Consider the following 24,888-nt stretch of genomic DNA (forward strand, 5'->3'; position numbering starts at 1 on the left):
CGGTTCATGAGTGAGACGCGCATCGGGACGATCGAACTGGGACGAACCGGCGAGCAGGTCAGCAGCCTCGCTCTCGGCGCCATGCAGATGGGCCACGCCACCGCCGAGCCGGAGGCGATCCGGATCCTGGACCGGTACCGGGAGCTGGGCGGATCCTTCGTGGACACCGCGGACTGCTACGAGTGGTGGCAGCGGCCGGGCAGCCGGGGCGGGGAGAGTGAGGAACTGCTCGGCCGCTGGATGCGGGACCGCGGCAACCGGGACGAGATCTTCCTGTCGACGAAGGGCAGTGCCCTGCCGGTGTACGACGAGGCACTGTGGGCGGCCGACGGGACCCCGGACTGGGAACTGGCCCGGCGCACGTTCGCCGGGGCGGGCGCGGACACGCTGCGGCACGCGCTGGACGGCAGTCTGCGGCGGCTCGGTACCGACCACGTCGACCTGTACTACGTGCACGTCGACGACCGGTCCACCCCGCTGGAGGAGACCCTGGAAGCCCTAGCCGGGCTGGTCACCGCCGGCAAGATTCGCTATCTGGGCTGGTCGAACGTGCGGACCTGGCGGCTGGAGCGGATCCGGCAGCTCTGTGACCGGTACGGCTGGCCGGCTCCGGTGGCACTTCAGCAGCAGCACTCCTACCTGCGGCGGCGTGCCGGGGCGACCACCGCGTCGATCGTCGACGACGAGCAGCTGGACTACCTGACCGAGCACCGGGATCTGAGCCTGGTGGCGTACTCGCCGATCGTGAAGGGAATCTACGACGATCCGGCGCGGCGGGCCGAACACTGGATGATGGAGTCCTACGCCGGTCCGGACGCCGACGCCCGTCTTAACGTGGTGACCGGGCTGGCCGCCGAACTGGGCGTGACCCCGAACCAGCTGGTGCTGGCGTGGCTGCTGCATCAGAGCACGCCCCCGGTGCTGCCGCTGATCGGGCCGCGGACCCCGGAACAGTTCGAGAACCTGGTGCCCGCGATCGGCCTCAAGCTGAGTGTCGAGCACCTGGCAGCACTGGATGCTGCAGGGGCGTGAGCATGTCGCTGATCCCGGTGGCGTCGACCGGGTGGGCCAGCAGGTAACCCTGGGCGTACTCGCAGCCCAGTTCGGCCAGCACCGCCAGGTCGGCGTCGTCGTCCACGCCTTCGGCCAGTGACGACATGCCGAGCGCCCGCGCCATGCCGATCATGGCGTCGGCCAGGGCGCGGCGGGCCGGGTCCCGGGCGATGCCGTTGACGAACGTGTAGTCGATCTTGACGACGTCCCAGCCGTGGTCGGCGACCCGGGCCGCCGACGAATATCCGGTGCCGAAGTCGTCGACCGCGATCTGCACCCCGGCGCGGCGCAACGAACCCAGGGCGGCCTCGATGGTCTCCGGCATGGCCAGGCCCAACTCGGTCAGTTCCAGGGTGAGCGCGCCCGGCGGGGTGCCGGTGCGGTCCAGAGCGGCCAGGACCATCCCGGCGGTGGTGGCGTCGAGCTGCCGCGGGGACAGGTTCACCGCCACCGGGATCCAGCGGCCGGTGTAGTGGTACCAGGACCGCTGCTCCGTCAGCGCCTGTTCCAGGACGAGCGCGAAGAGCTGGGCGACCGTGCCGGTGGTCTCGGCCACCGGCACGAACGAGGCCGGCAGCAGGATCCCGTCCACCGGATGCTGCCAGCGGGCCAGCGCCTCCACCGAGCTGAGACTGCCGTCGTCGACCCGGAACACCGGCTGGTAGACGCAGAACAGCTCGCCCGGCTGCGTGAGAGCACGGCGGAAGTCGGCGTCGCGCCGCAGCCGTTTGACGGCCTCACTGCGAGTCTGCACGTCGAACCGCACCAGACGGCCCCGGCCGGCGGCTTTGGCCTGGTACATCGCGGTGTCGGCGTCCTGCAGCAGGGTCTCCGCGTCGGCGTCGAGTTCACCGGTGGTGCGCAACCCGATCGAGAGCGAGGCGAAGAACTCGCTGCCGTCGGTGAGCCGCATCGGCCGGGCCAGTTCGGCGGCGACCCGTTCGGCGACCGTACCGGCCTCCTCATCGGTGACCGCCGGCATCAGGATCACGAACTCGTCACCGCCCAGCCGGCACACCACGTCACCGTCGCGGACCGCGCCGGTCATCCGCCCGGCGATCGCCACCAGCAGCTGATCGCCGGCGTCGTGGCCGAGGCTGTCGTTGACGTTCTTGAAATGGTCCAGGTCGCAGAAGAGCAGGCCGACCCGGGTCCGGTCGTCGTCCGGCAACGACGCGAGAGCCAGCGCCAGCCGGTCCATCAGCAGCGCCCGGTTGGCCAGCCCGGTCAGCGAGTCGTGACCCACCCGGCGGCTCAGATCGTGGATCGGCGCGACCAGCCGCAACGCCACCAGCAGCATCGACACCCAGGTCCCGATGACCAGCGGAGCGTCCGCGGCCGCCGCCCAGAACAGGTGCAGAGTCGGCAGCACCAGGGCCGCCCCGAACAGGGTGAGCGCCCGGGTCAGGGTGAGCGTGGTGAGGGTCGACAGACGCGGCACGGTGTGGACCATCGACGGATGCAGACCGGCCGTGGCGATCAGGATCGGCATCGCCATCCAGCCCAGGTCGATCAACTTCCCTTCGGTGTACGTGCCGGTCAGGCTCTGATGGGTGTAGAACGCGTCCGACACGAACCAGGCGATCAGCCCGGCCAGCAGCCAGCGGACACCGGGAGCCCGCAACTCCACCCCCAGGGCCAGCGCGAGCGCGCAGTAGACCACGACGAGAGTGCTGGTCGGCACCGCGATCGCGACCATCCGGGCCAGCAGGGTCTCGTCGCCGGCGAGGATCGGGTTGACCACCAGCAGCCAGGCGATGCTGGCGAACGGGGCCAGCAGGACCGCCGAATCGAGGAACGCGGTACGCCCCGACCGGGTGGCCAGCATTCCGGCGCCGGCGGCGATCGCCAGGTGAGCGGCCAGGTAGAGCCCGTCGGCGACCGATGGGAACGGTGGCATCGCCCCGCTGGCGGTGTACGCGGCGAAGATGATGTCCCCGACCCCGGACAGCGCGAGCCCGGCCACGATGATCTGCCAGCCGCCGCGCCGTTGCGGGGCGTTGCGCTGCAGACCGACCCAGGTGGCGATCGGCGCGGTGCAGTTGAGCACCACGTAGATCCAGCGGGTGGTGGCGGTGAACGGCAGCAGCACGTACGCCGCGGCGGCCGATGAGGCGAGCACCAGGTAGATCCACCACAGGTGGCGGAGGGGCCCGCTCATTCGCATGCCCGGACTCATCGGCGCCGGCGGACCCGACCGGAGGGAAACCGCCAGGGGTTGATGGGCGTGGATCCGGCTGGCAGGGTTGCCGGGCATGACGACAATCGTCCACGGACTCGACGGCCTGACCTCCCTCGCCGGTACGGATCTCGGCCACAGCGGCTGGCTGGAGATCACCCAGGAACGGATCAGCACGTTCGCTGACGCCACCGGCGACCACCAGTGGATCCACGTCGACGTCGAACGCGCCTCGCAGGGCCCGTTCGGTGCGCCGATCGCCCACGGCTACCTCACGTTGTCACTGGTCATCCCACTCTTCACCCAATTGCTGCACGTCGAGGGCATCACCATGGGCGTCAACTACGGCCTGGAGAAGGTCCGGTTCCCGAGCCCGGTCCGGGTCGGCTCCCGAATCCGCCTGACGGCCACCGTGGTCAGCGTCGAGAAGGTGGCCGGCGAGGGCGTACAGGCCGTCTACGACTTCACCGTCGAGATCGACGGCGCCCCCAAACCCGCGTGCGTCGCCCGCCCGGTCTACCGCTACTACGCCTGAGATCGGGCGTGCGACCACTGCTCACGGAAGTGGCCATGCGGCCTCCGTCAAGGCGGGGAGGATGGTGGCTGCGGGGCCGTGCAGGTTGATGGTGGCGGTGGCGTCCAGTGGGGTGGGCTGGGGGTTCACCTGGATCACGGTGGCGCCGAACATCGTCGCCACCTTCGGGATCTCGGCGGCCGGGTAGACCAGGCCGGACGTGCCGACCGTCAGCAGCAGGTCGCAGGCGGTGGCCTCCTGGACGGCGGTCTCCAGGGCCTGTTCGGGGAGCGCCTCGCCGAACCACACGACGCCCGGGCGGATCGGGGCGAAGCAGTGTGCGCAGCGTGGTGGGGCCAGGCGGCGGCCCTCGTCCGGTTCGGTGGCGGCGGGGACTTCGGCGGGGTGGGCGCATCCGGCGCAGCGCGGGGTGAACAGGCTGCCGTGCAGGTGGATCGGATCCCGGGAACCGGCTCGTTCGTGCAGGTCGTCGACGTTCTGCGTGATGACGACCGTACGCGGCGCCCGGTTTTGGATCGTGGTGACCGCCGCATGGCCGGGGTTGGGGGCGACCCGCTGGATCAGCGAACGCCGCCATTCGTACCAGCCCCAGACCAGCTCCGGATCGTCCTCGAAAGCCTGCGGGGTGGCCAGCGTCTGAGCGTCGAACCGCTCCCAGAGGCCGGTCAGCGCGTCCCGGAACGTGGGCACGCCGGACTCCGCCGAGATGCCGGCTCCGGTGAACACGACGACCCGCTGTGCCGCCGCCAGGGCCTCTGCCGCTTTGCGCAGGTCGTGCATTCGATCTCCCGTCTCGGATGAACGTAGGTGCCACTGCGGCCGAGTCTGGCAGAACCTAATTCTGCAGTGGTTCGTTGACCGGGGGAGTAGGCGTCGCCTTGGGAGGTGCTGATGCCGTCAGAACCGGGGGACAACGCCCGCCGTCGCCTCGAACAGGTGGGAAACTACCTGCTCACCGCGGTCGGCGATTGGACCGCACCCGCCCCACCGGACCGTCCAGGTTGGTCGGATTCGACCATGAACCTGCTGGTACGGGTCGTCACCGCGGTCACCGCCGTGGTGTTTCTCCTCGCGATGTTCATCATCTGGCTGATGCGTTGAGGGCTGCCAGGCAGGCCGCCGGGTCGTCGGCGAACGGCAGATGACCGCAACCCTTCAGAGTGACGTGCCGGGCGGCGGGCAGCAGCGCGCGGGCGCGACGGGACTGGGCGAACGGCAGGACCGCGTCCCGCGTACCCCACGCGATGGTGATCTCGCAGAAGTCTCCGACCGGGGCTTGGAAACCGGCGAACGCGTCGCGGGCCGCCGGGAAACCGGGCGCGGAGGCGAGGGCTCGGGCCGCCGCCACGCAGTCGGCTGGGTCGAGTCGCCGGGGGCGGGCGTAGAAGAGCGAGCAGAAGGCCGCGCGCCCGGCCGGGGAGTCCATGATCTGCGGGAGGCGGCTGTCCAAGTGGGACGCGGCGGCGCGGGCGGCGGTGACCACCGACTGGCTCCAGCGGCGGCCGGCCGCCGACCAGAAGCCGATCGGGGCGAACGCGGTGACCGTGGTGGCCCGGCCGCGCCGGCCCAGTTCCAGCGCTGTCCCGCCACCCATCGAACTGCCGGCCACCTGGCACCGGCCGACGCCGAGCCCGTCGAGAAACGACTCGACTCGATCGGCGAACCAGGAGACCGAACCGTAGCCGAATGGGGACGGGCCGATCGGGGAGTCGCCGAAGCCGGGCAGGTCGAGGGTGATCACGTCGCGGTCGCGGGCGAGCGTGTCCAGGATCGGGGTCCACACGTGACGGTGGCTGCCCAGCCCGTGGATCAGGACCAGGGTGGGCCCGGTGCCGCGACGGTCGTACGCCAGCTCGGTCATCAGTCTTTTATGAGACGTCTTCGCTCTTCGCGCAAGACCTGGAAACGCGTTGTTGACATGTTGCCAATAACGGTGTGATGGTACGGCGATGTCGTACGACTACGACGTCCTCGTCATCGGCTCCGGGTTCGGTGGCAGCGTGACCGCGCTGCGCCTGACCGAGAAGGGCTATCGCGTCGGCGTCCTGGAAGCGGGCCGCAGATTCACCGACGAGCAGTTCGCCACCACCTCGTGGCGGCTGCGTGACTACCTCTGGGCGCCCGCGCTCGGCTGCTATGGCATCCTGCGCCTGACCCTGCTCAAAGACGTGATGATCATGTCGGGGGTGGGCGTCGGCGGGGGATCGCTCGGCTACGCCTGCACCCTCTACGAGCCGCCGGACACCTTCTTCGACGACCCGCAGTGGGCCGGGGTCACCGACTGGAAGACCGAGCTGGAGCCCTACTACGACCAGGCCAAACGGATGCTCGGGGTGACCGACAACCCGGTCCTGACCGCTTCCGACCATGCGCTGAAGGCGGTCGCGGAACAGATGGGGGTGGGGCACACGTTCCGGCCCACACCGGTCGGGGTGCTGTTCGGCGCCACTCCCGGAGTGGACGTGCGGGACCCGTTCTTCGGCGGGGCCGGACCGGACCGGCGCACCTGCACACTGTGCGGCTCGTGCATGACCGGCTGCCGTGGCAACGCCAAGAACACCCTGGTCAAGAACTATCTTTACCTGGCCGAGAAAGCCGGTGCCCAGGTGCACGAGCGGACCACGGTGACGTCCGTGCGGCCCGCGCCGGGTGGTGGGTACCTGGTCGAGACCCGAGAACGAACGTTCCGTACGGAACAGGTCGTCTTCTCCGGCGGCGCCCTCGGCACCCAGCGGCTACTGCACCGGATGCGTGACCGGGGCCTGCTCCCGAACATCTCGCCGAGACTGGGGGAGTTGAGCCGTACCAACTCCGAATCCATCCTCGGCGCCCGCACCCGCCGAGCCGGCCGCGACTACACGCACGGCGTCGCGATCACCTCATCGATCCACCCGGACCCGGTCACCCACGTCGAACCGGTCCGGTACGGGCCCGGCAGCAATCTCCTCGCCCTGCTCGCCACCGTCCTGGTCGACGAGGGCCGGCCGCGCTGGCTGATCGCCCTGAAAACCCTGGTCAAGGCCGGAAAGGACTTGCGATTGTACGTCTCCCCACGGCACTGGTCCCGGGAGACGATCGTCCTGCTCGCCATGCAGCCGCTCGACAACTCGATCACCGTGCACACCCGGCGCGGCCTGTTCGGCCGGCGTCTCAGCAGCCGCCCCGGCATCGGCGAACCCAACCCGGTGTGGGTGCCGGCCGCCCACGACGTGGCCCGCCGGGTCGCCGAGCAGATCGACGGGGTGCCCACCGGCGCGATCACCGAGCTGGCCGGGCGGCCGGTGACCGGGCACTTCATCGGCGGCTGCGCGATCGGGGCCATCCCGGAGGAGGGCGTGGTGGATCCGTACCACCGGCTCTTCGGTCATCCGGGGTTGCACGTCATCGACGGATCCGTGGTCGCCGCGAACCTCGGGGTCAACCCGTCGCTCACCATCACCGCGCTGGCCGAACGGGCCGTCGCGCTCTGGCCCAACAAGGGGGAGCCCGACCCCCGGCCCGCATCCGGATATCAGCCGGTCGCGCCGGTCGCGCCCCGGCAGCCCGTCGTGCCCGCCACGGCGCCCGCGGCGCTGCGGCTGACCATCGGGCGGCGACCGTGACCCGAATCGCGATCATCGGGGCCGGGTTCGGCGGGGTGGCGGTGGCGGCGTCGCTGCTCAAGGCCGGGTTCCGCGACATCGTGGTGCTGGAGAAGGCGGCGTCGGCCGGTGGGGTGTGGCGGGATAACACGTATCCGGGGTGTGCGTGTGACGTGCCGGCGCCCCTGTATTCGTATTCGTTCGCTCTGAATCCGTCGTGGTCGCGACGGTATCCGCCGCACGACGAGATCCTCGCCTACCTACGCTCTTGCGCCGACAAAACGGGCGTAACGCCATTGATTCGGTACGGGGCCGAGGTCGCGTCAGCCGTATGGTCCAGTGGAGCGTGGGACATCTCGCTCACCGGCGGCGAAGAGGTGCGGGCCGACGTGCTGATTCCGGCTGTCGGGCAGCTGTCCCGGCCGTCCATCCCGGCCCTGCCCGGGGCCGAGTCCTTCACCGGGATCGCCGTCCACACCGCACACTGGACGCCGGGCATCCCGGTCGACGGCCGGCGGATAGCCGTCGTCGGCACCGGCGCCAGCGCCATCCAGCTGGTGCCGGCGATCGCCGGGCGGGCCACGCACATCGACGTCTACCAGCGCACTGCCCCGTGGACGGTGCCCAAACCGGATCGACGGTACGGCCGGCTCCGTCAGGCCCTGGCCCGGCGCCTTCCGGCCCTGATGCTGCTGTCCCGGGCCGCCACCTGGGGCCTGACGCTGGTGCCCGGTGCCGCGCTGCACGGCAACCGGCCGGTGAACGCGCTGATCCGCGCCTACTCCTGGGTGCAGCGCCACTGGCAGGTCCGGGACCCGGTACTGCGCGCCAAGGTCACCCCCGACGAGCCGATCGGCTGCAAACGCCTGCTCTTCACCAACGCCTGGCTGCCCACCCTGAACCGCCCCGACGTGGACCTGATCACCGAGAAGATCATCGCGGTGACCCCGGACGGCATCCGCACCGCCGACGGCACCGACCACCCGTGCGACGTCCTGGTCTACGGCACCGGTTTCGCCGCCACCGACTTCCTGGCCCCTATCGAGATCACCGGCCGCGACGGCGTGAGCCTGGCCGGCGCGTGGTCCGGCGGCGCCCACGCCTACCTGGGCCTGGCCGTGCCCGGTTTCCCCAACATGTTCCTGGTCTACGGCCCGAACACCAACACCGGCAACACCTCGGTCATCTACTTCCACGAGGCCCAGGCCCGCTGGATCACCCAGGCGGTGCGGTCGGTGGCACAAGGCACCACGATGGAGGTACGCCCGGAGGTGGCGGCCGCCTACGACACCGAGATCCAGTCCCGTCTGTCCACCAGTGTCTGGTCGGCCTGCCAGTCCTGGTACCGCACCGCCGCCGGCCGCATCGTCACGAACTGGCCGGGCAGTGCCACGGAGTACCGCCGCCGTACCGCCGTCCTCGACCGGGCCGACTTCCGGCCCGCTGTGGTGCGGGACGACAGTGGCGGGGCCGGATGACGCTCCGGGCCCCGCCACTGTCAATGACTGCCTATCCGATCACCACTTCTGGTTGGTACCGCCGTTGCAGGTCCAGGTGGTGAGCTTGGCGCCGTCGTTGCGGTTGCTGCTGGGGATGTCGATGCACAGTCCCGAGTTCACGTTGCGCCACGAGTTGTCGGAGTAGTACTCGAACTTCTGGGCGTTGGAGGTGTTGCAGGTGTAGATCTGCAGCACCGTGCCGCTGGTCGTGCCCGAACTCCGCGTGTCCATGCACTTGCCGTTGAAGCTGATGAAGCGCTTGGTGGCGGAGTCGTACTGCCACGCCTGGAAGAGGCTGCTGCTGTTGCAGGTGCGCATCTCCAGCTGGGTGCTGTCGGTGAACGTCGTACCGGGAACGTTGATGCACTTGCTGTTCCAACGGCTGACCATCGTGCCGTGGTGGGTCGCGGTGCTCCAGGTGACCGTGTTGTCGCTGTTGCGGTAGAGCACCAGGTTGCCGTCGTTCTGCATCCTGAGGGTGCTGGGTCCCTTGCCGTAGGTGTTGGAGGCCCAGATCGCGATGCCGTCGGACTTGCGCAGCACCAGGTTGCCGTCGGCCTGGTTGATCAGCCGTACGCCGGTGGTGGTCTTGGTGTTCCAGAGCGGCAGGCCGCCCTTGGTGATCACCACGTTGCCGTCGCCCTGCAGCCGGACGGCGTATCCGTTGTGGGAGGTAAGGAACTTCGCCTCGCCGAGTTCCTGGTCGACCAGCAGCCGAGTGTTGGTGGGGTGCCACAGCTGGTTGGTGCCGCCGTTGACGGCGTAGCTGAGAACGGCGGCGCCGTGGTCGCGGCTGGCGTTCTGGACGGTGACGGCGCGGGTGGCGAAGCCGTTGATCCAGGTGTAGTGCTCGCCGGTCTTGGTGTACTTGAAGGACTGGTCGGCCACCTCGGAGATGCCGCAGGTGGCGATGGCGAACCTGATGTTGTCGGCGGCGGTCCGCTCGGAGAGGGCGGCGCACTTGGTGCGGTCGTAGGCGTTGACGATGCGGTAGCGGTCCGGGGTGCTGTAGACGCGCATCGCGATCCACCGCTGCCGGTCGTTGTCGACGCAGTCGGCCTGCACCAGCAGGGCGCCGTTGGTGAGGCTGTCACCGGCGGCGGCGAGACACTTCTCCGAGTTCTGGTTGCGCCACTGCCAGGACTGGCGGCTGGGCCGGTTGTCGGTGTCCGGGGCGACCCGGGTGCGGCCGGTGCGGACGAAGTCGTTGACGGTGTCCGGGCCGGCGACGGCGAGAGCCCAGGTGGCGGCGGTGACGAGGTTGTCGAAGCCGTCGGTGCGGGCCTTGGTCCGGATGCTCTCGGCGTTACGGCGGTCGGCGGCCTCGGCTTCGGCTTCGAGGCGGGCGCGGTCGGCCTTGTTGGCGGTGTAGATGCCGGTCTCGATGAAGGCGCGCCAAGCGGCCGGGTCACTGTTGCGGACCGCGGTACGGGCGGCGGTGGCGATCTCGGCACGGCGGGTGTCACCGTCGGTGAGGTCCCAGATCCAGCGGACGAAGTTGTCGTCGGTCATGGCGAGTTTGCCCTCGTCGGCGAGGACGCCGAGGACGGCGGCCGCGGCGCGCAGGGTTCCCTCACGGGCGATGCGTTCCTGCTCGATCTTGCCCTTGATCTCAGCGGCGATGATCTCGTCCTGGACGTCCTGGTCAGCCGCTGCTTGCACACCGGTGAGCAGGAAGGCGTGACGTTCCTCAGGGGTGCCGTTGTAGGCGGTGGTGGCGGCGGCCTTCACCCGAGGGCCGGTGGCTTTGGTGATGATCTCGGCGATGACCTGGTGTTCCGGGTAGACCAGCATCTCCCCGGCGGCGTCGAGCGGGACCTTGGCGGCCGCGTAGGCGGCGCGTTTGAGTTCGCGGGCCTGACGAGCGGCGGTGTCGTCGCTGATCTGCTTGGCGTCGTCGGCGACCTTGGCCTCGAAGATGCCCTGCAGGATGAACGACTTGCAGACCCAGTCGATGGTGCTGTCCGGGGCGGACAGCGCCAGCTCGGCGGCGTTACGGATCAGCGGCTGCTCGGCGGTGTGCTGCCAGATCTTGAACACGAAGTTGCGGTCGGTCTGGTTGAGCCAGTCGTTGCCGGGCTCGATACCGATCTCCCGGGCCGCTTTGATCTTGTCCGGGATGCCGGTGGGCAGTCCGTCATCCTCGATCGGATCCTCGGCGGCGAGAGCCTTCGCCGCCACGGTCGGGGCGCCGGCCGGGGACGGGTCGGCCGGCGCGGCCTGGCGGGTGGCCGTCTTCGGCGCTCCCGGTGAGGTGGTGACCACGGGGGTCGGTGACGGCACCGGGGCCGGTGGAGTCACGGCGAGGGCCGGGCTGGTGATCAGCGTCACCAACGCTGAGGCGGTGACCGCGATGAGCAGACCACGGACGGCGTGTGGTCGCCTGGTGGAAGTGTGCATGAAATCCCCGTTGGTATGTGAGTGAACGTGCTGGTGCCGCCGATGCGGAAGAGGGCGGCGAGGGCATGCGGGAACGCAGTCGTGTTCCCGGCCCGGAAGCGCGAACGGTACGGACCCTGTGGATGTGCGTCAATAGCATTTCGGCTACCCGTTAATGGTTAGGTAATTTTTGTAATATTTGAGAAATGGGTTTCTCAGGTTGATCGGGTCGGGGTGGCGGGCCGGTCGCCGGTCGTGTTAGATGCACTCAGGATTCGGCGAGCATGAATGAAATGTGTTTGCCGTCGTCGATCCGCTGTCGCCTATCCCCCCGCTGTCCGACCTGGCAGGTGCCGCCTGTCCAGGTGCGGGGGCCCTCGGCGGTCGCTGTGTCGGCGGAATTTCTGTGAATCACGGGGGATAATTTAATGAATTCGCGACCGACGGCCCGTGGGGCCGTTCTTCTGGCTGCCCTGGTGACGGTTCCGGGCCTGCTGACCATGGGGCCGACGCCGGTGTGGGCAGCCCCGTCATCGGTGGTGATGGCCGCTGCGGCGGTTGACCCGGCGGCGGCTGACCTGATTTATGTGACTCATCTGGCGTTGTATGACACGCGGGCGTTGGTGCGGGTCGCGGCCCGCAACGCGATCACCGTCGAAGCGCGCCTGGTCAAAGCGGCGGTAGCCCGGTTCTTGAAGTCGGAGTTGCCGTTCGCGGTGAGCTATTCGCGGGAGTTGAACGCCGCGAACGCTGATTTCGCCGAGCGGATCCTGGCTACGCACACGCCGGAGTTCGCGCCGGAGGTGCATGCCGCCGCGCAGTTCGCGTTGTCGCGAGGTGCGGCCGCGTTGGACGCCTTCGCGAAGACCGGTTACGAGCAGGCCAAGCTGCGTGACCGCGCGGCTCGGGAGGCGGTCGGTGAGCAGGCGGCGGCGTTGCGGGCCGAGGATCGGGCGTTCGTGGCCCGGTTGCGTGACACCGATCCGGGGATGAACGTGCGTGCCGCGGCGGGACTCGCGGTGGGCGCGGACGGTTCGGACGCGGATGTGGTGGAGTTCTTCGCCTATGACTGGGCTGCCGCCGCGGCGGTGGATCTGGAGATTCTGAAGGTGCGGTGTGCGGACGCCGACATGGTGGGCCGGGCGAACCTGACGCAGTTGGAGACCAACGCCCGTAACGCGGAGAAGGCCGCGCTGGCCGCCGCGGATGAGGCGAAGGCGCAGAAGCTGGCTGTCGCGGCTCGTGCGTGGGAGCTGGTCGGCGGTCAGGCGGAGCCGATGGCCGGCACGTGGGACGAGGCCGAACGGGTCGCCACCGAGCAGGCGGCGCATTGGCGGCAGATCGCGGTGGACGCGGCCGCGGCTGCCACGGACAACCCGAACTGGGCTGCTGTCGCCGGTTCGGCGCAGACCACCGCGCAGCAGTGGCTCATCGAGCGGGACAACGCCGCCGGCCGGGCTGCCTTCTGGGCCGACCGTTACGAGGAAGCGCTGGCCGGCGAGCTGCGCATGCAGCCCTGACCCCTCCCACCCTCATCGCCTTCAGGTAATAAAAGGAATCAGGTGCCATGAACAGCATCCGCATGCCCGGTCTCTGGAGACGGGTCCGTTCGGCGACGTTGTTGTCGCTGGCGGTGACGCTCGTCGTGACGTTGGGGTACGTGCCGCCGTCGGTGTCGGCGTCGCCGCGTTCCGCGGTGCCGCAGGCGGCTCAGCTTCCGGAGATCCCGGTCCCGCCGCTGGTGACCGATCCGTGGGACGGCAGCGAGGGTGTGCCGGAGATGGACGAGCGGTGGCGGCAGTGGGTGGCCGATACCGCCGAGTCCGCTGAGGAGCCGGAGATCCGCGACGCTGCGCTGGCGGCGCTGGCCACCGGTGACAACGCGGTGATCATGAAGTTCGTCATGGAGGACATGCCGATCCTGGACCAGCAGGTCAGTGATCGTAAGTACAAGGAGGCCGCTGACAACCTGGCCAAGGTCAAGGCGATGAAGGGCACCGGTGCGGCGGGCGGCTACTTCAACGCCGAGGTCACCCGGGTGCTGGCCGGTTCCGCGTACGACCGGGTGTTGTTCCTGGCTTATGGGGCTCGGATCGCTCGTGAGCGTGACGAACAGACCGCGAAGCGGACCCTGGAACGGGCTGCGGAACTACGCCAGCGGGTGCAGATCATCGCGGCCGGGGCGGCTGAGGCGTCGCAGGTCAAGCGGGCTGCCGAGGCGGCGCTGGCCGGTGGGGACACGGCGATCGCCACGTTCCTGAAGACCGGCTACCTGACCGCGGCGAACGCGGATGCCGCCGAGTGGGAGCAGCACCTCAAGGACCTGGAAGAACGTAACAAGGCCGCCGAGGAACTCACCGATCTGGCCAAGCGGTCGGCGCGGGCCAACGAGGCCCGCCGGCAGTTGATGATCGCCCATGGCGAGGGTGTGAAGGCGTTGATGCAGGTCGCCAACGCCATGGGCGGGGCGGCCAACAACGCGCGGGAAGCCCAGCGGATCATCACCGGTAGCGACACGGTCGCGGTCAAGAACAGCCGGCTGACCACGGTCAAGGATCTGACCGCCGCCGAACTGCAGCGGGTGCAGAACGCCGCCGAGCTGACCCGGGTCGCCGCCGCCAAGGCCACCCTGGCCACTGACGTGCTGGTGGAGACGGGCCTGGAGTACGGCATCGAGTGGGCCCGGATCACCCAGGGCATGAACGAGGCCGCCAGCGCCGCGGTCAACGCGACCCAGACCGCCGCGCACGCGATCACCGCGACGATCGCCACGAACAACGCCCAGGGCGCGCAGGCGCAGGCCGCGGCCCGTGAGCAGCAGGCGATCACCTGGCATCAGCACGCCGTGGAACACGCCGCCGCGGCCGCGAAGCTCGCCACCGCCGCGGAGAAGCAGGCCGCCGCCGCCAAGACCGCAGCGGCCCGCGCCAAGACCGCCCGGCAGCAGGCCGAGGCCGCCGAACGCACCGCCGCGGTCGAAGCGGCGAAGGTCGCCCAGCAGCGCAAGATCGCCGAGGACCAGGCCGCCGAGGCCGCCCGGCAGCGCAAGATCGCCGAGGACGAGCGCGCCAACGCCGAACGCCACCGCATCGAGGCCGAACGCCAGGCCTCCATCGCTTCCACCGCTCGTGGTGAGGCTGATCGGCAGGCCGGGATCGCCGGGCAGTCGCGGACCAAGGCGGCGGACGCCGAGCAGGCGGCGGCGGGGGCTGACGAGCGGGCGTGGCAGCAGGAAGGTGTCGCCAGGCAGGCCCGTGACGCGGCCACCGCTGCCGAACGCGACGAGCAGACCGCCAAGGCCAAGGCCCAGGCGTTGCGTGCCGCGGCGGCGTCGGCGGACACCGAAGCCGAGAAGCGTGAGGCGCAGGAGCAGGCCGCGATCGCCGATCAGGAGGCTGTCACCGCCGGTAACGCCGCCCGTTCGGCTCGTGCCGCGGCGAACACCGCGACGGGTGCGGCCGCGAATGCGCGGGCCGCCTCGAACCGGGCGCAGCACGCCGCTCAGCTGGCGTGGGCGGCGTACGAGCAGGCGAAGGCCGCGGCGAAGGCCGCCGACGCGGCGGCGGACAAGGCCGAGTCCGGTGCGCGTGCCACGCACGCGGCCCGGGTCAAGGCCGACGCCAAGGCCGCACAGGCCACCGCTCAGCAGGTGAAGGCCGCGGCCGCCGCCAATGCCGCCCAGCGGCTGGCATCGCAGGCCCAGGACGAGGCCGGCAAGTCGTTGCGGGCCGCTGACCGGACCCGCGACGCCGCGCAGGCGGCCACGACCGAAGCCGTCGCCGCCAGTGCGCAGGCCGACGACGCGGTCGCCGCCTCGCACGCCGCGGCCATCTCGGCGGCCGGGATCGCCGACCCCGCGAACACCGCCATCGCGATGGTGCGGCCGTTCGCCGGCACCGACATCGACGCCGACTTCGTCATCCGCATCGCCGAGCAGGCCAAGGTCATCGGCGCCGAGCAGGCCGCCGCCGCCAGCGCCCGTGCGACCGAGGCCCTGGAAGCGGCCAGGCTGGCCACCGAGGCCGCCGACCGGGCCGCCACCCACGTCAAACCCGCCTATCAGGAAGCCGCCAAGGCCGCCCGATCGGCCGCAGCCGCGGCGACGTCCGCGGCCGAGGCCAAGCAGTCCGCCGCCGAAGCCGCCGCCGACGGCGCGGCCGCCCGTCTCGCCGCGGCCAGAGCCGCCGGCCACGACGCCCAGGCCCGCGCCGACGCCACCGCCGCCCGTGCCGCCGCCAACGCCGCGGCCAGCGACGCCAATGCCGCCGGGCGCAGCGCCCAGGACGCCCAGAACGACGCCGACCGCGCCGACCAGGCCGCCACCGCGGCCGAAGCCGACGCGGCGGCAGCCCGCCAAGCCGCCACCAACGCCGAAGCCGACGCCGCGCTGGCTCGCAGCTCAGCCGACAGCGCCCAACGCCACGCGGACAGCGCTGCCCAGGCAGCGAACAGCGCCCTGCAACATGCCGTCGACGCGCAGCGGGCGGCGGACCGCGCGGAAGAGGCCGAGCGCCAGCGGCAGGCCCAGGCCATCGCCGACGCCGCAGCCGGTGGCACCCTGGATCCCCTCGACCCCGACCTGCTGCAATATCTGACCGCCGAGCAACAGGCGGAACTGCGTCAGGCACACGCCGACGCCGGGACCAGCGTCCTCGACTTCCTCCAGGTCGAGGCCGCCGACCTGCTGTTCGAACTGTCCGGTGCCGGTGACCTGGTCCGTTGTTTCCGCGACGGCAACATCGAAGCCTGCCTCTGGAGTCTCGCGGGCCTGCTCGGCGGTATCAAAGCCGTCCGTGCCGGCTACAAGATCGCCAAAGCGATTCCGAAGATCGTCAAGTTCGTCAAGAAGGTCAAGGACGCCAAGAAGCGCCGCGAGGTACTCCTCGAACTCGCTCGCAAGCTGAAGCGGAAGGCCAAGGACCAGGACGACTGTGACGACCGGCGGAACAGCTTCCTGCCCGGCACACCCGTTCTGCTGGCCGACGGCACCACCCGCCCCATCGAGCGGTTGACCATCGGTGACATGGTGCTGGCCACCGATCCGGTCACCGGCGTCACCGCCGCGAAGCCGGTCACCGCCACGATCATCGGTGACGGCGACAAGAAGCTCGTCGACATCACCGTCGACACCGGGACATCGACGGCCACCGTCACCGCCACCCACAACCACCCGTTCTGGGTGCCGGCTCTCTCCGAGTGGGCCGACGCGGAACACCTGGCGCCCGGGCAGTGGCTACGCACCAGCGCCGGCACCCACGTCCAGATCACCGCGATCGGGCAGCGCACGGCCGACACCCGCGTCCACAACCTCACCGTCGCGGACATCCACACCTTCTACGTGACCGCCGGCGCCGCATCGCTGCTCACGCACAACAGCGATGAGTGCGAAGTCTTCGTAGACGTCTACAGGTTCGCCGACCGGAACGACCCCGATTCCGTGCGACCTGTCCTCAAGGGTGATACGGCAACGGCGATGTTCGAGGTTTTCAAGGGGAACCCCGAGTTCAAGAAAGATATCGCGAACAAGCATGCCCGGGAGTGGGACAAGTCTTTCAGCCCGTTCGTGTCGGTGGCGATGGATGTCGAGGCGATCGCTAATACGACAGACTGGGAAGTGCGCAGAGATGTCATCGAGAAGGCTCCTGACATCGGTCACTTCCGTGTCCCCATGAGTAAGCTCTACGAGCTCGACAATGCTCTGTCGACTCGGGAGACGGAATGGTTGTACGAGGGTGAGGGGCTCGGGGGCTATATCGTCAGTTGGCGAACCAATCCGTATCGAAAGAACTGATCGCTGTTTCTGACGTAGGATTATTCATGTGGATGGCCGAATCGAAGATCCGGATGACCTGCTGATAATCGTTGAGCATTCCTACGGGCAGGGGGAGTTTCCGCTGAGTGACTGGATGGCGCACGGGCCCGGTCCGCGTAACACGCAGGTGGTGCGGGTCCGGTCGAAGTCGACCGGTGAAGAGCTTCCCCTGACCGTCATTCCGTTGGCCTACCGCAACAGCCGTGAGTCACGCGCTCTGATCCGGGCCGGTCGTATCGCCTCGCCCTGGCCCGGGCAGGGCGGTGACCCGCCGGCCTTCGACGGGGAGGTCGCGGGCCCCGCGGAGATCGATCGTGCCGTGGCGTCTCTGGTCAGTGTGCTGTCTCGAGGTCCTCTGGACGCCGAGGTGGTCCGGGAGGCGCTGCGGGTGATGCCGGCTCCGGAGTTCGCGCTCCTGGTGCCGTCGATGGTCCGGCGTCTGGCGGCCGGGGAGCGCTGGGCGGACTTCGAGGCGATCACCGGCCTGGCGGGCGTGGCCGGGGTCGCTGAGGTCGGTCCGGTGCTCTGCGAGCTTCTCGATTCGTCACTGCCGGTGCCGGACCGGGGGCACGTCGTCGAGGTGCTGGCACGTGTGCGGTTCGACGACGCGGTGGAGACGCTGGAACGAGAGTTCCTGTGTTACGTGTACGCCGACGAGGACCTTCCTGGCGCTCGACGGTGCCTGCGAGCATTTGCCGCGATCGACAAGGCCAGGTCACGGGTGTACCTGAACCTCATCTCCTGGCGTGACTGGCTGCCGCCGATCATCCGGGAATGGGCCGTCCAGGAGCTGGACGCGATCGGCGCCCGTGTTCCCTCTCCGCGCGAGACCGTGCGGCCCGAGACACGTGATTCCGGTTGAGCCGCAGCCGGGCCGGGGCAGTCAGGGTGTGGGGCGGATGACTTCTGAATGGCTTCCTTATAGCGAATCCGCAGTAGGAGGAGCCGGGTTGGAACAGCGCGCCGCATCCGCGTTGATCAGTCCGGGGCTTCCGGTCGACGAGCGCAAGCTGTTCGTCCGGAACTCCACTCGGGAGTTGGAGTCGAGAAGTCTCGACGGGTGTGGGAGCGCGGCCTTCCTGGGGCAGTACGAGGACGGCGTCAACACCTATTGGGTGAGCTTGCGGGACGGGACGGTGTGGATGCTGTTCGGTTACGACGACGTTCCGCAGAGAGTCGCCCGGATCAATACGTCGGTGACGGCGTTGCAGGCGCTACTCGCTTTGTGGGACGAGTTCATCGGGTCCGGGGTCCACGAGGACGACGACGCCTACGAGGGACTTGTCGAGGACGTTCTACGGCGCGCCCGGCAAGCCGATCCGGAGATGTTCGACGACGAGGAGTCCTGGTGGTCGAGGGTTTTCGAGGAAGTCGAACTCGGAGTCCTGGCGCCGGAGTGAAGAGCGCCTGTCCGAGGATCATGAGCGGCTCCGGAACGATTCGCCTACGTCGACGGTGAGCTCGTTGCTAAGGCGTCGCGTAGGCGGCGCCTGACGCGCTGAGCAGGCCGGGAAGGAATTCGGGGGGCTTGGGGCGGTTCAGGCCGAAGCCCTGGAGCAGGTCGACGCCGGCGGTGGTCAGGTCGGCGGCGGTGGGTTCGTCCTCGACGCCTTCGGCTACCACGGTCATGCCCAGGGAGCGGGCTATCGCGATCACCGAGTCGATGATCGTCGCGTGGGCCACCGAGTCGTGCATGCGGATCACGAAGGAGCGGTCGATCTTCAGTTCGTCGATGGGGAGTTCCGGGAGCAGGCCGAGTGAGGTGTAACCGGTGCCGAAGTCGTCGATCGCCACCCGGACACCCCGGGCCCGCAGTTCGGTGAGCTGGGCCGCCACCTGTTCCGGACGGGTCAGGACCGCCGTCTCGGTGATCTCCACGGTCAGCATCGTCGCCGGGACCTGTTCGAGGTCGAGCAGGGTCAGGATGGTGCCGACGGCGCGGTCCTGGGCCAGGTACGCCGGTGGCAGGTTCACCGACACCGGGATGTGGTGACCGGCCGCCTGCCACACCGACGCCTGGTGCAGGGCTTCGGCCAGCACCCAGTCGGTGAGTTCGAGGATCACGTCGGAGCGTTCCGCGTCGGGTAGGAAGACACCCGGCGGAAGCAGGCCGCGTTGCGGGTGCTGCCAGCGGACCAGTGCCTCGGCGCCGTGGATGCGCCGGGTCTTCGCGTCGTGCAGCGGCTGGTAGTGCAGGCGCAGGTGGCCGGAGCGCAGCCCGGCCCGGAGTTCAGTCAGCTGGCGCAGGTCGACACGCTGGTTGGTGTCCAGGTTCGGGGTCCACTCGACGACCCCGGTGCGGTCGAACTTGGCCCGGCGCATGGCGGCGGCCGCCCGGCGCATCAGCACCGTGACGTCGTGGTGGTCGGCGTGGCTGATACCGATGCTCGCCTCGACGCTGATCGGCAGGCCGTCGACCGGGTGCGGGCCGCGGATGCCGGCGGCCAGGCGGCGGCCGACACTCTGCGGGGTCTGGCCGGGCGGCAGTTCGGAGAGCAGCACCACGAACTGGTCGCCGTCGAGACGGGCGGCCAGGTTGCCGGTGCCGGTGGCCGACCGCAGCGTGCCGGCGACCAGGCTGAGCAGGGTGTCGGCGCCGTGGTGGCCGAGCACGTCGTTGGCGTCCTGGAAGCGGTCCAGTCCCAGGTGGACGACGACGGTCAGGGTGCCGTCGTCCAGCCGGCGCTGTCCTTCGGCCTGGGCGGTGGACCGGTTCGGCAGCCCGGTGAGCGGGTCGGTCCGGGACAGCCGGGCGAACCGGCCGGCCATCGCGGCGAGCAGGTCGACGATCGGGGCGATGCCGTACCGGCCGTCCGGCCAGCACACCAGCACCGGTTCCTCCCGTTCCGCCGCGGGCCGGGCCAGCGCGGCCTCGGCGGCCACGTCGATGTCGGTGTCGGCGGCCAGTTCCAGGGTGGCGGCCCCGGCCACCTGGCAGACGGTGACGGACGGATCAGCGGTGGTGGAGCGGAAGCGGTCCACCACCGCCCGGCTCAGCAGCCGAAAGCCGCCACCGGCCACCGAGGAGCCGGCCACCGAAGAGCCGGTGGTGACGATGACGCCGGGCACCAGGGCGTCGGCGGCCAGGATGCTCTCGACGTCACCGATCGGGGTGTCCGCCGGGATCGGGGTCGTCGGGACGCCGATCTCGCCGAGTTTGCGGGGCAGACGCGGCCCGGTGGACATGGTCACGCGCAGTCGTCCAGCCGGAAGCAGGACACGCTGATCGACTGGTCGCTCCGGGGCCGCAACCGGACGAGCAGACGATCGGTGAGGACACCGTCGGCCCGTTCGCCGCGGACCGCCGACTGCCACAGGGCGGCCAGCGCCTCCTGATCCTTCTCGGCCACCAGCGCGGCGAGCGCCGGCGCCGGGGTGGGTCCGGCCGGAGCCGTGACGGAGAGTACGGCGAGACGTTCCACCAGGTCGGCCAGGTCTCCGCGGACGGCTTCCAGGTCGAGTTCGGTGTGCCGTTCGCGGGTGCGGTCGAGCAGCATGCCGTCCCAGACGGTGGCGCCGCCGGGTTCCCGGTGCGGGCGGGCCGCCCCGTAGAGCCAGCGGCGGGAGCCGTCCCGGCGCACGACGCTGCCGCGCCAGTCCCACGGTTCCAGGGTCTCGGCGGACCGCAGCACGCTGGCGGTGTACGTCTCCAGGTCCTCGACCGCGATGGTGCTCAGGACGTTGCCGCCGGAGGCGATGATCTCCTCCGGTTCGACCTGGTAGATGTCACGGCTGCCGTTGGAGACGAAGGTGAACGAGGTCTCCCCGGTCGTCTCCATCCGGAACTGGTAGAGCATGCCGGGCGCGTTGTCGACGGTGGCCCGGAAGAGCCGTTCGCCGTCGGCGATGGTGGCCTCGCTGCGCCGCCGCCCGGTGTCGTCGATGCCGATCGTGCAGACCCCGTAGACCGAGCCGTCCGGGTCGGTCAGCGGAACCCGGGTGACCACGTACTGGCGGATCTCGTCGCCGAACGGGATCTCCTCGAGGACCGTCTTGGCGGTTCCGGTCTCGGCGACGTCCTGATCGTGGGTGCGCCCGATCGCGGCGGCCGGCGCCGACAGCAGGTCGGCCTCACTGCGCCCGACCATGTCGACGGCGGTGACCTGGAAGACCCGCTCGTACTCGCCGTTGACGAACAGGTAGTTGCCGTCCAGGTCCTTCGCCGAGATGATCGCGGTGGTGTGCTGCAGGATCGCGTTGATCAGGGTGTTGCTGCGCTGGAGTTCCAGTTGGGCGCGGTGCCCGTCGGTCCGGTCGGTGACGAACGCGAAGAAGCCCTGTTCACCGAGCGGGTCGATGGTCATCGACAGGCGTAGTTCGGAGCCGTTCCGATGGGTCGCGGGCACTTCGACCGGGTGGCCGACCATGTCGCTCTCGCCGTTGACCAGGTACCGGGCGAAACCGGCGCTGTGCGCGGACCGCAGCGCCGCCGGGATGATCAGGTCGGTGAGACGCTGCCCGACGGCCTCGTCCCGGGTCCAGCCGAAGATCTGTTCGGCGGCCGGGTTCCAGTCCCGGATCACCCCGGACCGGTCGATCTGCAGGTAGGCCAGTCCGGTGGCGCTCACCGCCCGTTCCCGGAGTCCGGCCGCCGGCGGGGCGCTGATCTGAGGGGCTTCGACGGTGAACACGCCCCGCTCTATCGTCCCGGCGGCGGCCGACTTGAGGTCAGACCAGGGCGGCGGTGGTGTCGAGTGCCGGACGCCACTGCTCGGAGCCGAACACCTCGTACCGGATCCGCTCGTCGGCGACGCCTCGCCGGTGCAGCCCGGCCCGGACCGCCTGCATGAACGGCGCCGGCCCGCACAGGTAGATCTCGGCGTCCGGGTGGAGCGGGATCCGGTCGGTGTCGATCCGGCCGGCGAAGGTGCCCGGCTCGGTGGTCGCCGTCTCATAGAAGAACACGCTGCGGTACGAACGAAGCCGGGCACCGTGGCCGGTCATGTCGGCGCGCAGCGGATGCCGGTCCGGACTGCGGTCGGCGTGCACCGTGGTCACCTCCCGGGTCGGCTGGGTCCGGGCCACGTGCTCCAGGATCGCCGCCATCGGGGTCACTCCCACTCCGGCGCTGATCAGCAGCAGCGGGTCGGGGCCGGAGGTCAAGGTCAGATCGCCGTACGGGCGGCTGAGCCGCAGTCCGTCACCGGCCCGCACGTGGTCGTGCAGATGCCCGGAGACGATCCCGTCGGGGGCCCCGCCGGTGCCGCGCACCCGCCGGACGGTGATCCGCAGCGTCCCGCCGGTGGCGGCCTGGGACAGCGAGTACTGCCGGAGCTGCCGTCCCGCTCCGGGCAGTTCGGCGTTGACCGTCACGTACTGCCCGGGGTGGAAGTCCGGGGCGGGCCGCCCGTCCGCCGGGACCAGCACGAACGACACCGTGTCGTGTGCTTCGGCGATCCGGCTGATCACCGTGTAGTCCCGCCACGGGTCGGCGCCGTCGACTCCGGCCTCCGCGTAGATCCGCGCTTCCCGGCCGATCAGCCGGGCCGCGAACAGCCAGTACACCTCGTCCCAGGCGGCGGCGACGGCCGGGGTGACCGCGTCACCGAGCACCGTGCCGACGGCGCCGAGCAGGTAGCGGCCGACCATCGTGTACTGCTCGGGGCGGATGCCGAGGGCGCAGTGCCGCTGGGCGATCCGCTCGACGATGTGCTCGAACGCGGCCGGTGAGGGACCGGCGCCGATCAGGTGGGCGGCGTAGGCGGCGACCGCTCCGGACAGGGCGCTGCGCTGCTCGCCGGTGGCCTGAGCACTGCGGCTGAACAGGTTCAGCAACTCCGGGTTCTCGCCGAGCATCGTCCGGTAGAAGACGTCGGAGATCGTTTCGAGGTGCTCGCCGACGACGGGCAGGGTGGCCTCGATGATCGGGGCGCTGGATGTGGACAGCACTTTTCCTCCAAGGGGACGAGGGGCTAGTGGCTGAAGGCGCCGAGGGTGAGCAGCACCTGACGGACCGGGGGAGCGGCCAGCTCGCCGACGGTGACGGGGTCGAGTGAGACGTAGAACGCCTCCTGTGCGACACGCAGTGCTCCGCGCAGCCGGCATCCGGCGGTGCTGAGCGGGCAGGGGGTGTCCCCCTCGCACTCCACCACCTCCGAGGCGCCCTCCAGATCGCGGACCAGGCCGCCGACCGAGGCGGACGAGGCTCCGGCGGCGATCCGGACACCGCCGTTGCGGCCGCGCACCGTCTCCAGCAGACCGAGGTGCTGCAGGCGCTGCACCACCTTGGCGAGGTGGTTGCGGGGCACCGCGACGGAGGTGGCCAGCTCGTCGATGGTGAGCAGGTCGTCGGCGCGGGCGGCGGCGAGCATCAGGACGCGCAGGCCGATGTCGGTGGAGCGATTCAGTCGCACGAGACGACCGTACCTAAAGAGGATTTTGAAAGTCCTGTTTTATAGCGTAAATCACGGGAGGGGGCCCGGCCCCCTCCCGTGATGACGATCCGATCAGCTCAGGCGGAACACCGTGGCCTTGTTGCCGACGGTGAGCTGTCCGTTCTTGACCAGGATGTACCGGCCGGGCGACACCCGCAGGGTCACGCCGCCCCTCGCGGCGATCCGGGTGACCGGTGTCCCGGTGCTGCCCAGCGCCACCGTCGTGCCGCTGACCGTCAGGTACTTCGTGGGCTGGTCGACCGACTGGACCGTCTCGGCGGGAGTGCCGTCGGTCCCGGCGATGAACCGGAACTGGGTCAGCTCCAGCTCGCGGGGCGCGTGCGCGGTCCGGACCAGGTCGCCCTCGTGCTTGACGAACGAGCGCGGCTTGTCGGCCGGCGACAGCCGCACGATCGGCCCGCCGGACCCGACCGGGATGCCGAACAGCGGCGTCCCGTCCTCGTGCCAGTACAGCTTCTGCACCCGGGTGTGCCGGTTCGGGTCGTACAGCGGGTCGCCGGTGATCTGCTTGTAGTCCCGCGCGTGGTAGACGAGCATGTCGGTGCCGTCGGGAGTCACCGTGAACGAGTTGTGCCCGGGACCGAAACGAGAGGTTGCCTCGTTCGTGGTGAAGATCGGATCCGGGTGCTTCGTCCAGCTGGATCGCGACAGCAGGTCAGCCGAAGCGGACGCCGTCAACAGCCCCATGCAGTAGTTGGAGTCGGTGGCGCTCGCCGAGAAGGTCAGGAACACCTGACCGTTACGGATCAGCACCGCCGGCCCTTCGTTGACCTTGTACCCGATGATCTCCCAGCTCTTCGTGGGCGTGGCGATCCGGGTGGGCTTGGTCTTGAGCGTCCACGGGTTCGCCATCTCGGCGATGTAGAGGCTGGTGTTGACCGCGATCTCCGGCTCACTCTGCGCCCACACCAGGTACTGCCGGCCCTTGTGGGTGAACGACGTGGCGTCGAGTGTGAACCCGTCCCACTCGGTGAGCAGCTGGCCCTTGAGGACCCAGCCGGCCGGGTCGCGCGGGTCGTCGAGCGCCGACTCCATCACGTAGGTGCGGATCCGGAACACCTCACCGGCGTCACCGGCGGCGAAGTAGAGGTACCACCGCCCGCCGATCCGGTGCAGCTCCGGCGCCCAGATGTGGCCGCCCATCCTGCCGCTGGCAGGCCGCCGCCAGATGACACTCTCCTCGGCGCCGGCCAGGCCCTCGATGGTCGGGGCGCCCCGCACGACCAGGCGATCGTATTCGGGCACCGACCCGGTGAAGTAGTACTGCCCGTTCACCGGCTTGGTGATCCAGGGGTCGGCGCGCTGGCTGATCAGAGGATCGACGGTGGGCACGCCGTAGATCTCCGCATCGGTCTTCGCCGGAGCGGCGTGGGGTGCACCGGAAGCGCCCGCGGGCAGGACGACGGCCATGGCACCCACGGCGCCGCCCGTCAACACGGTTCGTCGGTTCATCAG

At 69.9% G+C, this 24,888-nt stretch carries 18 protein-coding genes; 9 read left to right on the forward strand and 9 right to left on the reverse strand.

Features of this window, described 5'->3' with window-relative positions:
* Positions 1–6: 6 nt before the first annotated feature.
* Positions 7–1,032, forward strand: a complete 1,026-nt coding sequence (locus BLU81_RS47015) for an aldo/keto reductase (protein WP_231953867.1) — start codon at positions 7–9, stop codon at positions 1,030–1,032.
* Here BLU81_RS47015 and BLU81_RS47020 read toward each other — a convergent pair.
* Positions 983–3,214, reverse strand: a complete 2,232-nt coding sequence (locus BLU81_RS47020; protein WP_231953868.1) for a putative bifunctional diguanylate cyclase/phosphodiesterase — start codon at positions 3,212–3,214, stop codon at positions 983–985. The two genes, BLU81_RS47015 and BLU81_RS47020, sit on opposite strands and share 50 nt — an antisense overlap.
* A gap of 94 nt (positions 3,215–3,308) precedes the next feature.
* Here BLU81_RS47020 and BLU81_RS47025 point away from each other — a divergent pair, with 94 nt between their 5' ends.
* A complete protein-coding gene (locus tag BLU81_RS47025; protein WP_092556222.1) occupies positions 3,309–3,767 on the forward strand; it encodes a MaoC family dehydratase in 459 nt (152 codons plus the stop codon).
* Positions 3,768–3,788: 21 nt separating this feature from the next.
* Here the strand turns inward: BLU81_RS47025 and BLU81_RS47030 are convergent, their stop codons facing one another.
* Positions 3,789–4,547, reverse strand: coding sequence for an SIR2 family NAD-dependent protein deacylase (locus BLU81_RS47030; RefSeq protein ID WP_092556223.1), 759 nt, complete (start codon positions 4,545–4,547; stop codon positions 3,789–3,791).
* Positions 4,548–4,658: 111 nt separating this feature from the next.
* On the opposite strand from BLU81_RS47030, the gene BLU81_RS47035 reads away from it, so the two are divergent.
* Entirely contained in the window at positions 4,659–4,868 is a 210-nt protein-coding gene (locus BLU81_RS47035) for a hypothetical protein (RefSeq protein ID WP_157752122.1), read from the forward strand.
* Here the strand turns inward: BLU81_RS47035 and BLU81_RS47040 are convergent.
* The gene (locus tag BLU81_RS47040; protein ID WP_092556226.1) at positions 4,849–5,628 is read right to left on the reverse strand and encodes an alpha/beta fold hydrolase; all 780 of its coding nucleotides are present in this window, start codon (positions 5,626–5,628) and stop codon (positions 4,849–4,851) included. The genes BLU81_RS47035 and BLU81_RS47040 overlap by 20 nt on opposite strands.
* A gap of 88 nt (positions 5,629–5,716) precedes the next feature.
* On the opposite strand from BLU81_RS47040, the gene BLU81_RS47045 reads away from it, so the two are divergent.
* Positions 5,717–7,369, forward strand: a complete 1,653-nt coding sequence (locus tag BLU81_RS47045; RefSeq protein ID WP_092556228.1) for a GMC oxidoreductase — start codon at positions 5,717–5,719, stop codon at positions 7,367–7,369.
* Entirely contained in the window at positions 7,366–8,826 is a 1,461-nt protein-coding gene (locus BLU81_RS47050; RefSeq protein ID WP_092556229.1) for a flavin-containing monooxygenase, read from the forward strand. The genes BLU81_RS47045 and BLU81_RS47050 overlap by 4 nt, the downstream gene beginning before the upstream one ends.
* Before the next feature lie 39 nt (positions 8,827–8,865).
* Here the strand turns inward: BLU81_RS47050 and BLU81_RS47055 are convergent, their stop codons facing one another.
* Complete coding sequence (locus tag BLU81_RS47055; RefSeq protein ID WP_092556231.1) at positions 8,866–11,247, reverse strand: ricin-type beta-trefoil lectin domain protein; 2,382 nt, start codon at positions 11,245–11,247, stop codon at positions 8,866–8,868.
* A 407-nt stretch (positions 11,248–11,654) separates the two neighbouring features.
* Between BLU81_RS47055 and BLU81_RS47060 the strand changes: the two genes are divergently transcribed.
* Genes BLU81_RS47060 through BLU81_RS47075 form a run of 4 tightly spaced genes read left to right on the forward strand, consistent with a single transcriptional unit; the run spans position 11,655 to position 18,438 of the window.
* Entirely contained in the window at positions 11,655–12,746 is a 1,092-nt protein-coding gene (locus tag BLU81_RS47060) for a hypothetical protein (RefSeq protein ID WP_157752123.1), read from the forward strand.
* 47 nt (positions 12,747–12,793) lie between these two features.
* Positions 12,794–17,017, forward strand: coding sequence for a polymorphic toxin-type HINT domain-containing protein (locus BLU81_RS51345; protein WP_157752124.1), 4,224 nt, complete (start codon positions 12,794–12,796; stop codon positions 17,015–17,017).
* Between the two features lie 28 nt (positions 17,018–17,045).
* On the forward strand, positions 17,046–17,900 hold the full coding sequence (locus BLU81_RS47070; protein WP_092556237.1) for a hypothetical protein: 855 nt from the start codon (positions 17,046–17,048) through the stop codon (positions 17,898–17,900).
* 37 nt (positions 17,901–17,937) lie between these two features.
* On the forward strand, positions 17,938–18,438 hold the full coding sequence (locus tag BLU81_RS47075) for an SUKH-4 family immunity protein (protein ID WP_269460973.1): 501 nt from the start codon (positions 17,938–17,940) through the stop codon (positions 18,436–18,438).
* A 67-nt stretch (positions 18,439–18,505) separates the two neighbouring features.
* On the opposite strand, the gene BLU81_RS47080 is transcribed toward BLU81_RS47075, so the two are convergent.
* From BLU81_RS47080 to BLU81_RS47100, 5 genes are all read right to left on the reverse strand, one after another.
* Positions 18,506–20,224: a putative bifunctional diguanylate cyclase/phosphodiesterase gene (locus tag BLU81_RS47080; RefSeq protein ID WP_231954909.1), complete on the reverse strand. Its 1,719-nt coding sequence runs from the start codon at positions 20,222–20,224 to the stop codon at positions 18,506–18,508.
* A gap of 2 nt (positions 20,225–20,226) precedes the next feature.
* On the reverse strand, positions 20,227–21,669 hold the full coding sequence (locus BLU81_RS47085) for a PAS domain-containing protein (RefSeq protein ID WP_172890766.1): 1,443 nt from the start codon (positions 21,667–21,669) through the stop codon (positions 20,227–20,229).
* Between the two features lie 37 nt (positions 21,670–21,706).
* The gene (locus BLU81_RS47090) at positions 21,707–22,927 is read right to left on the reverse strand and encodes a globin domain-containing protein (RefSeq protein WP_092556245.1); all 1,221 of its coding nucleotides are present in this window, start codon (positions 22,925–22,927) and stop codon (positions 21,707–21,709) included.
* A 23-nt stretch (positions 22,928–22,950) separates the two neighbouring features.
* A complete protein-coding gene (locus BLU81_RS47095; protein ID WP_092556247.1) occupies positions 22,951–23,391 on the reverse strand; it encodes an RrF2 family transcriptional regulator in 441 nt (146 codons plus the stop codon).
* A 93-nt stretch (positions 23,392–23,484) separates the two neighbouring features.
* Positions 23,485–24,885: a family 43 glycosylhydrolase gene (locus tag BLU81_RS47100; protein WP_092556249.1), complete on the reverse strand. Its 1,401-nt coding sequence runs from the start codon at positions 24,883–24,885 to the stop codon at positions 23,485–23,487.
* Positions 24,886–24,888: the final 3 nt, after the last annotated feature.

Source organism: Actinoplanes derwentensis, from assembly GCF_900104725.1.
Lineage (GTDB): Bacteria > Actinomycetota > Actinomycetes > Mycobacteriales > Micromonosporaceae > Actinoplanes > Actinoplanes derwentensis.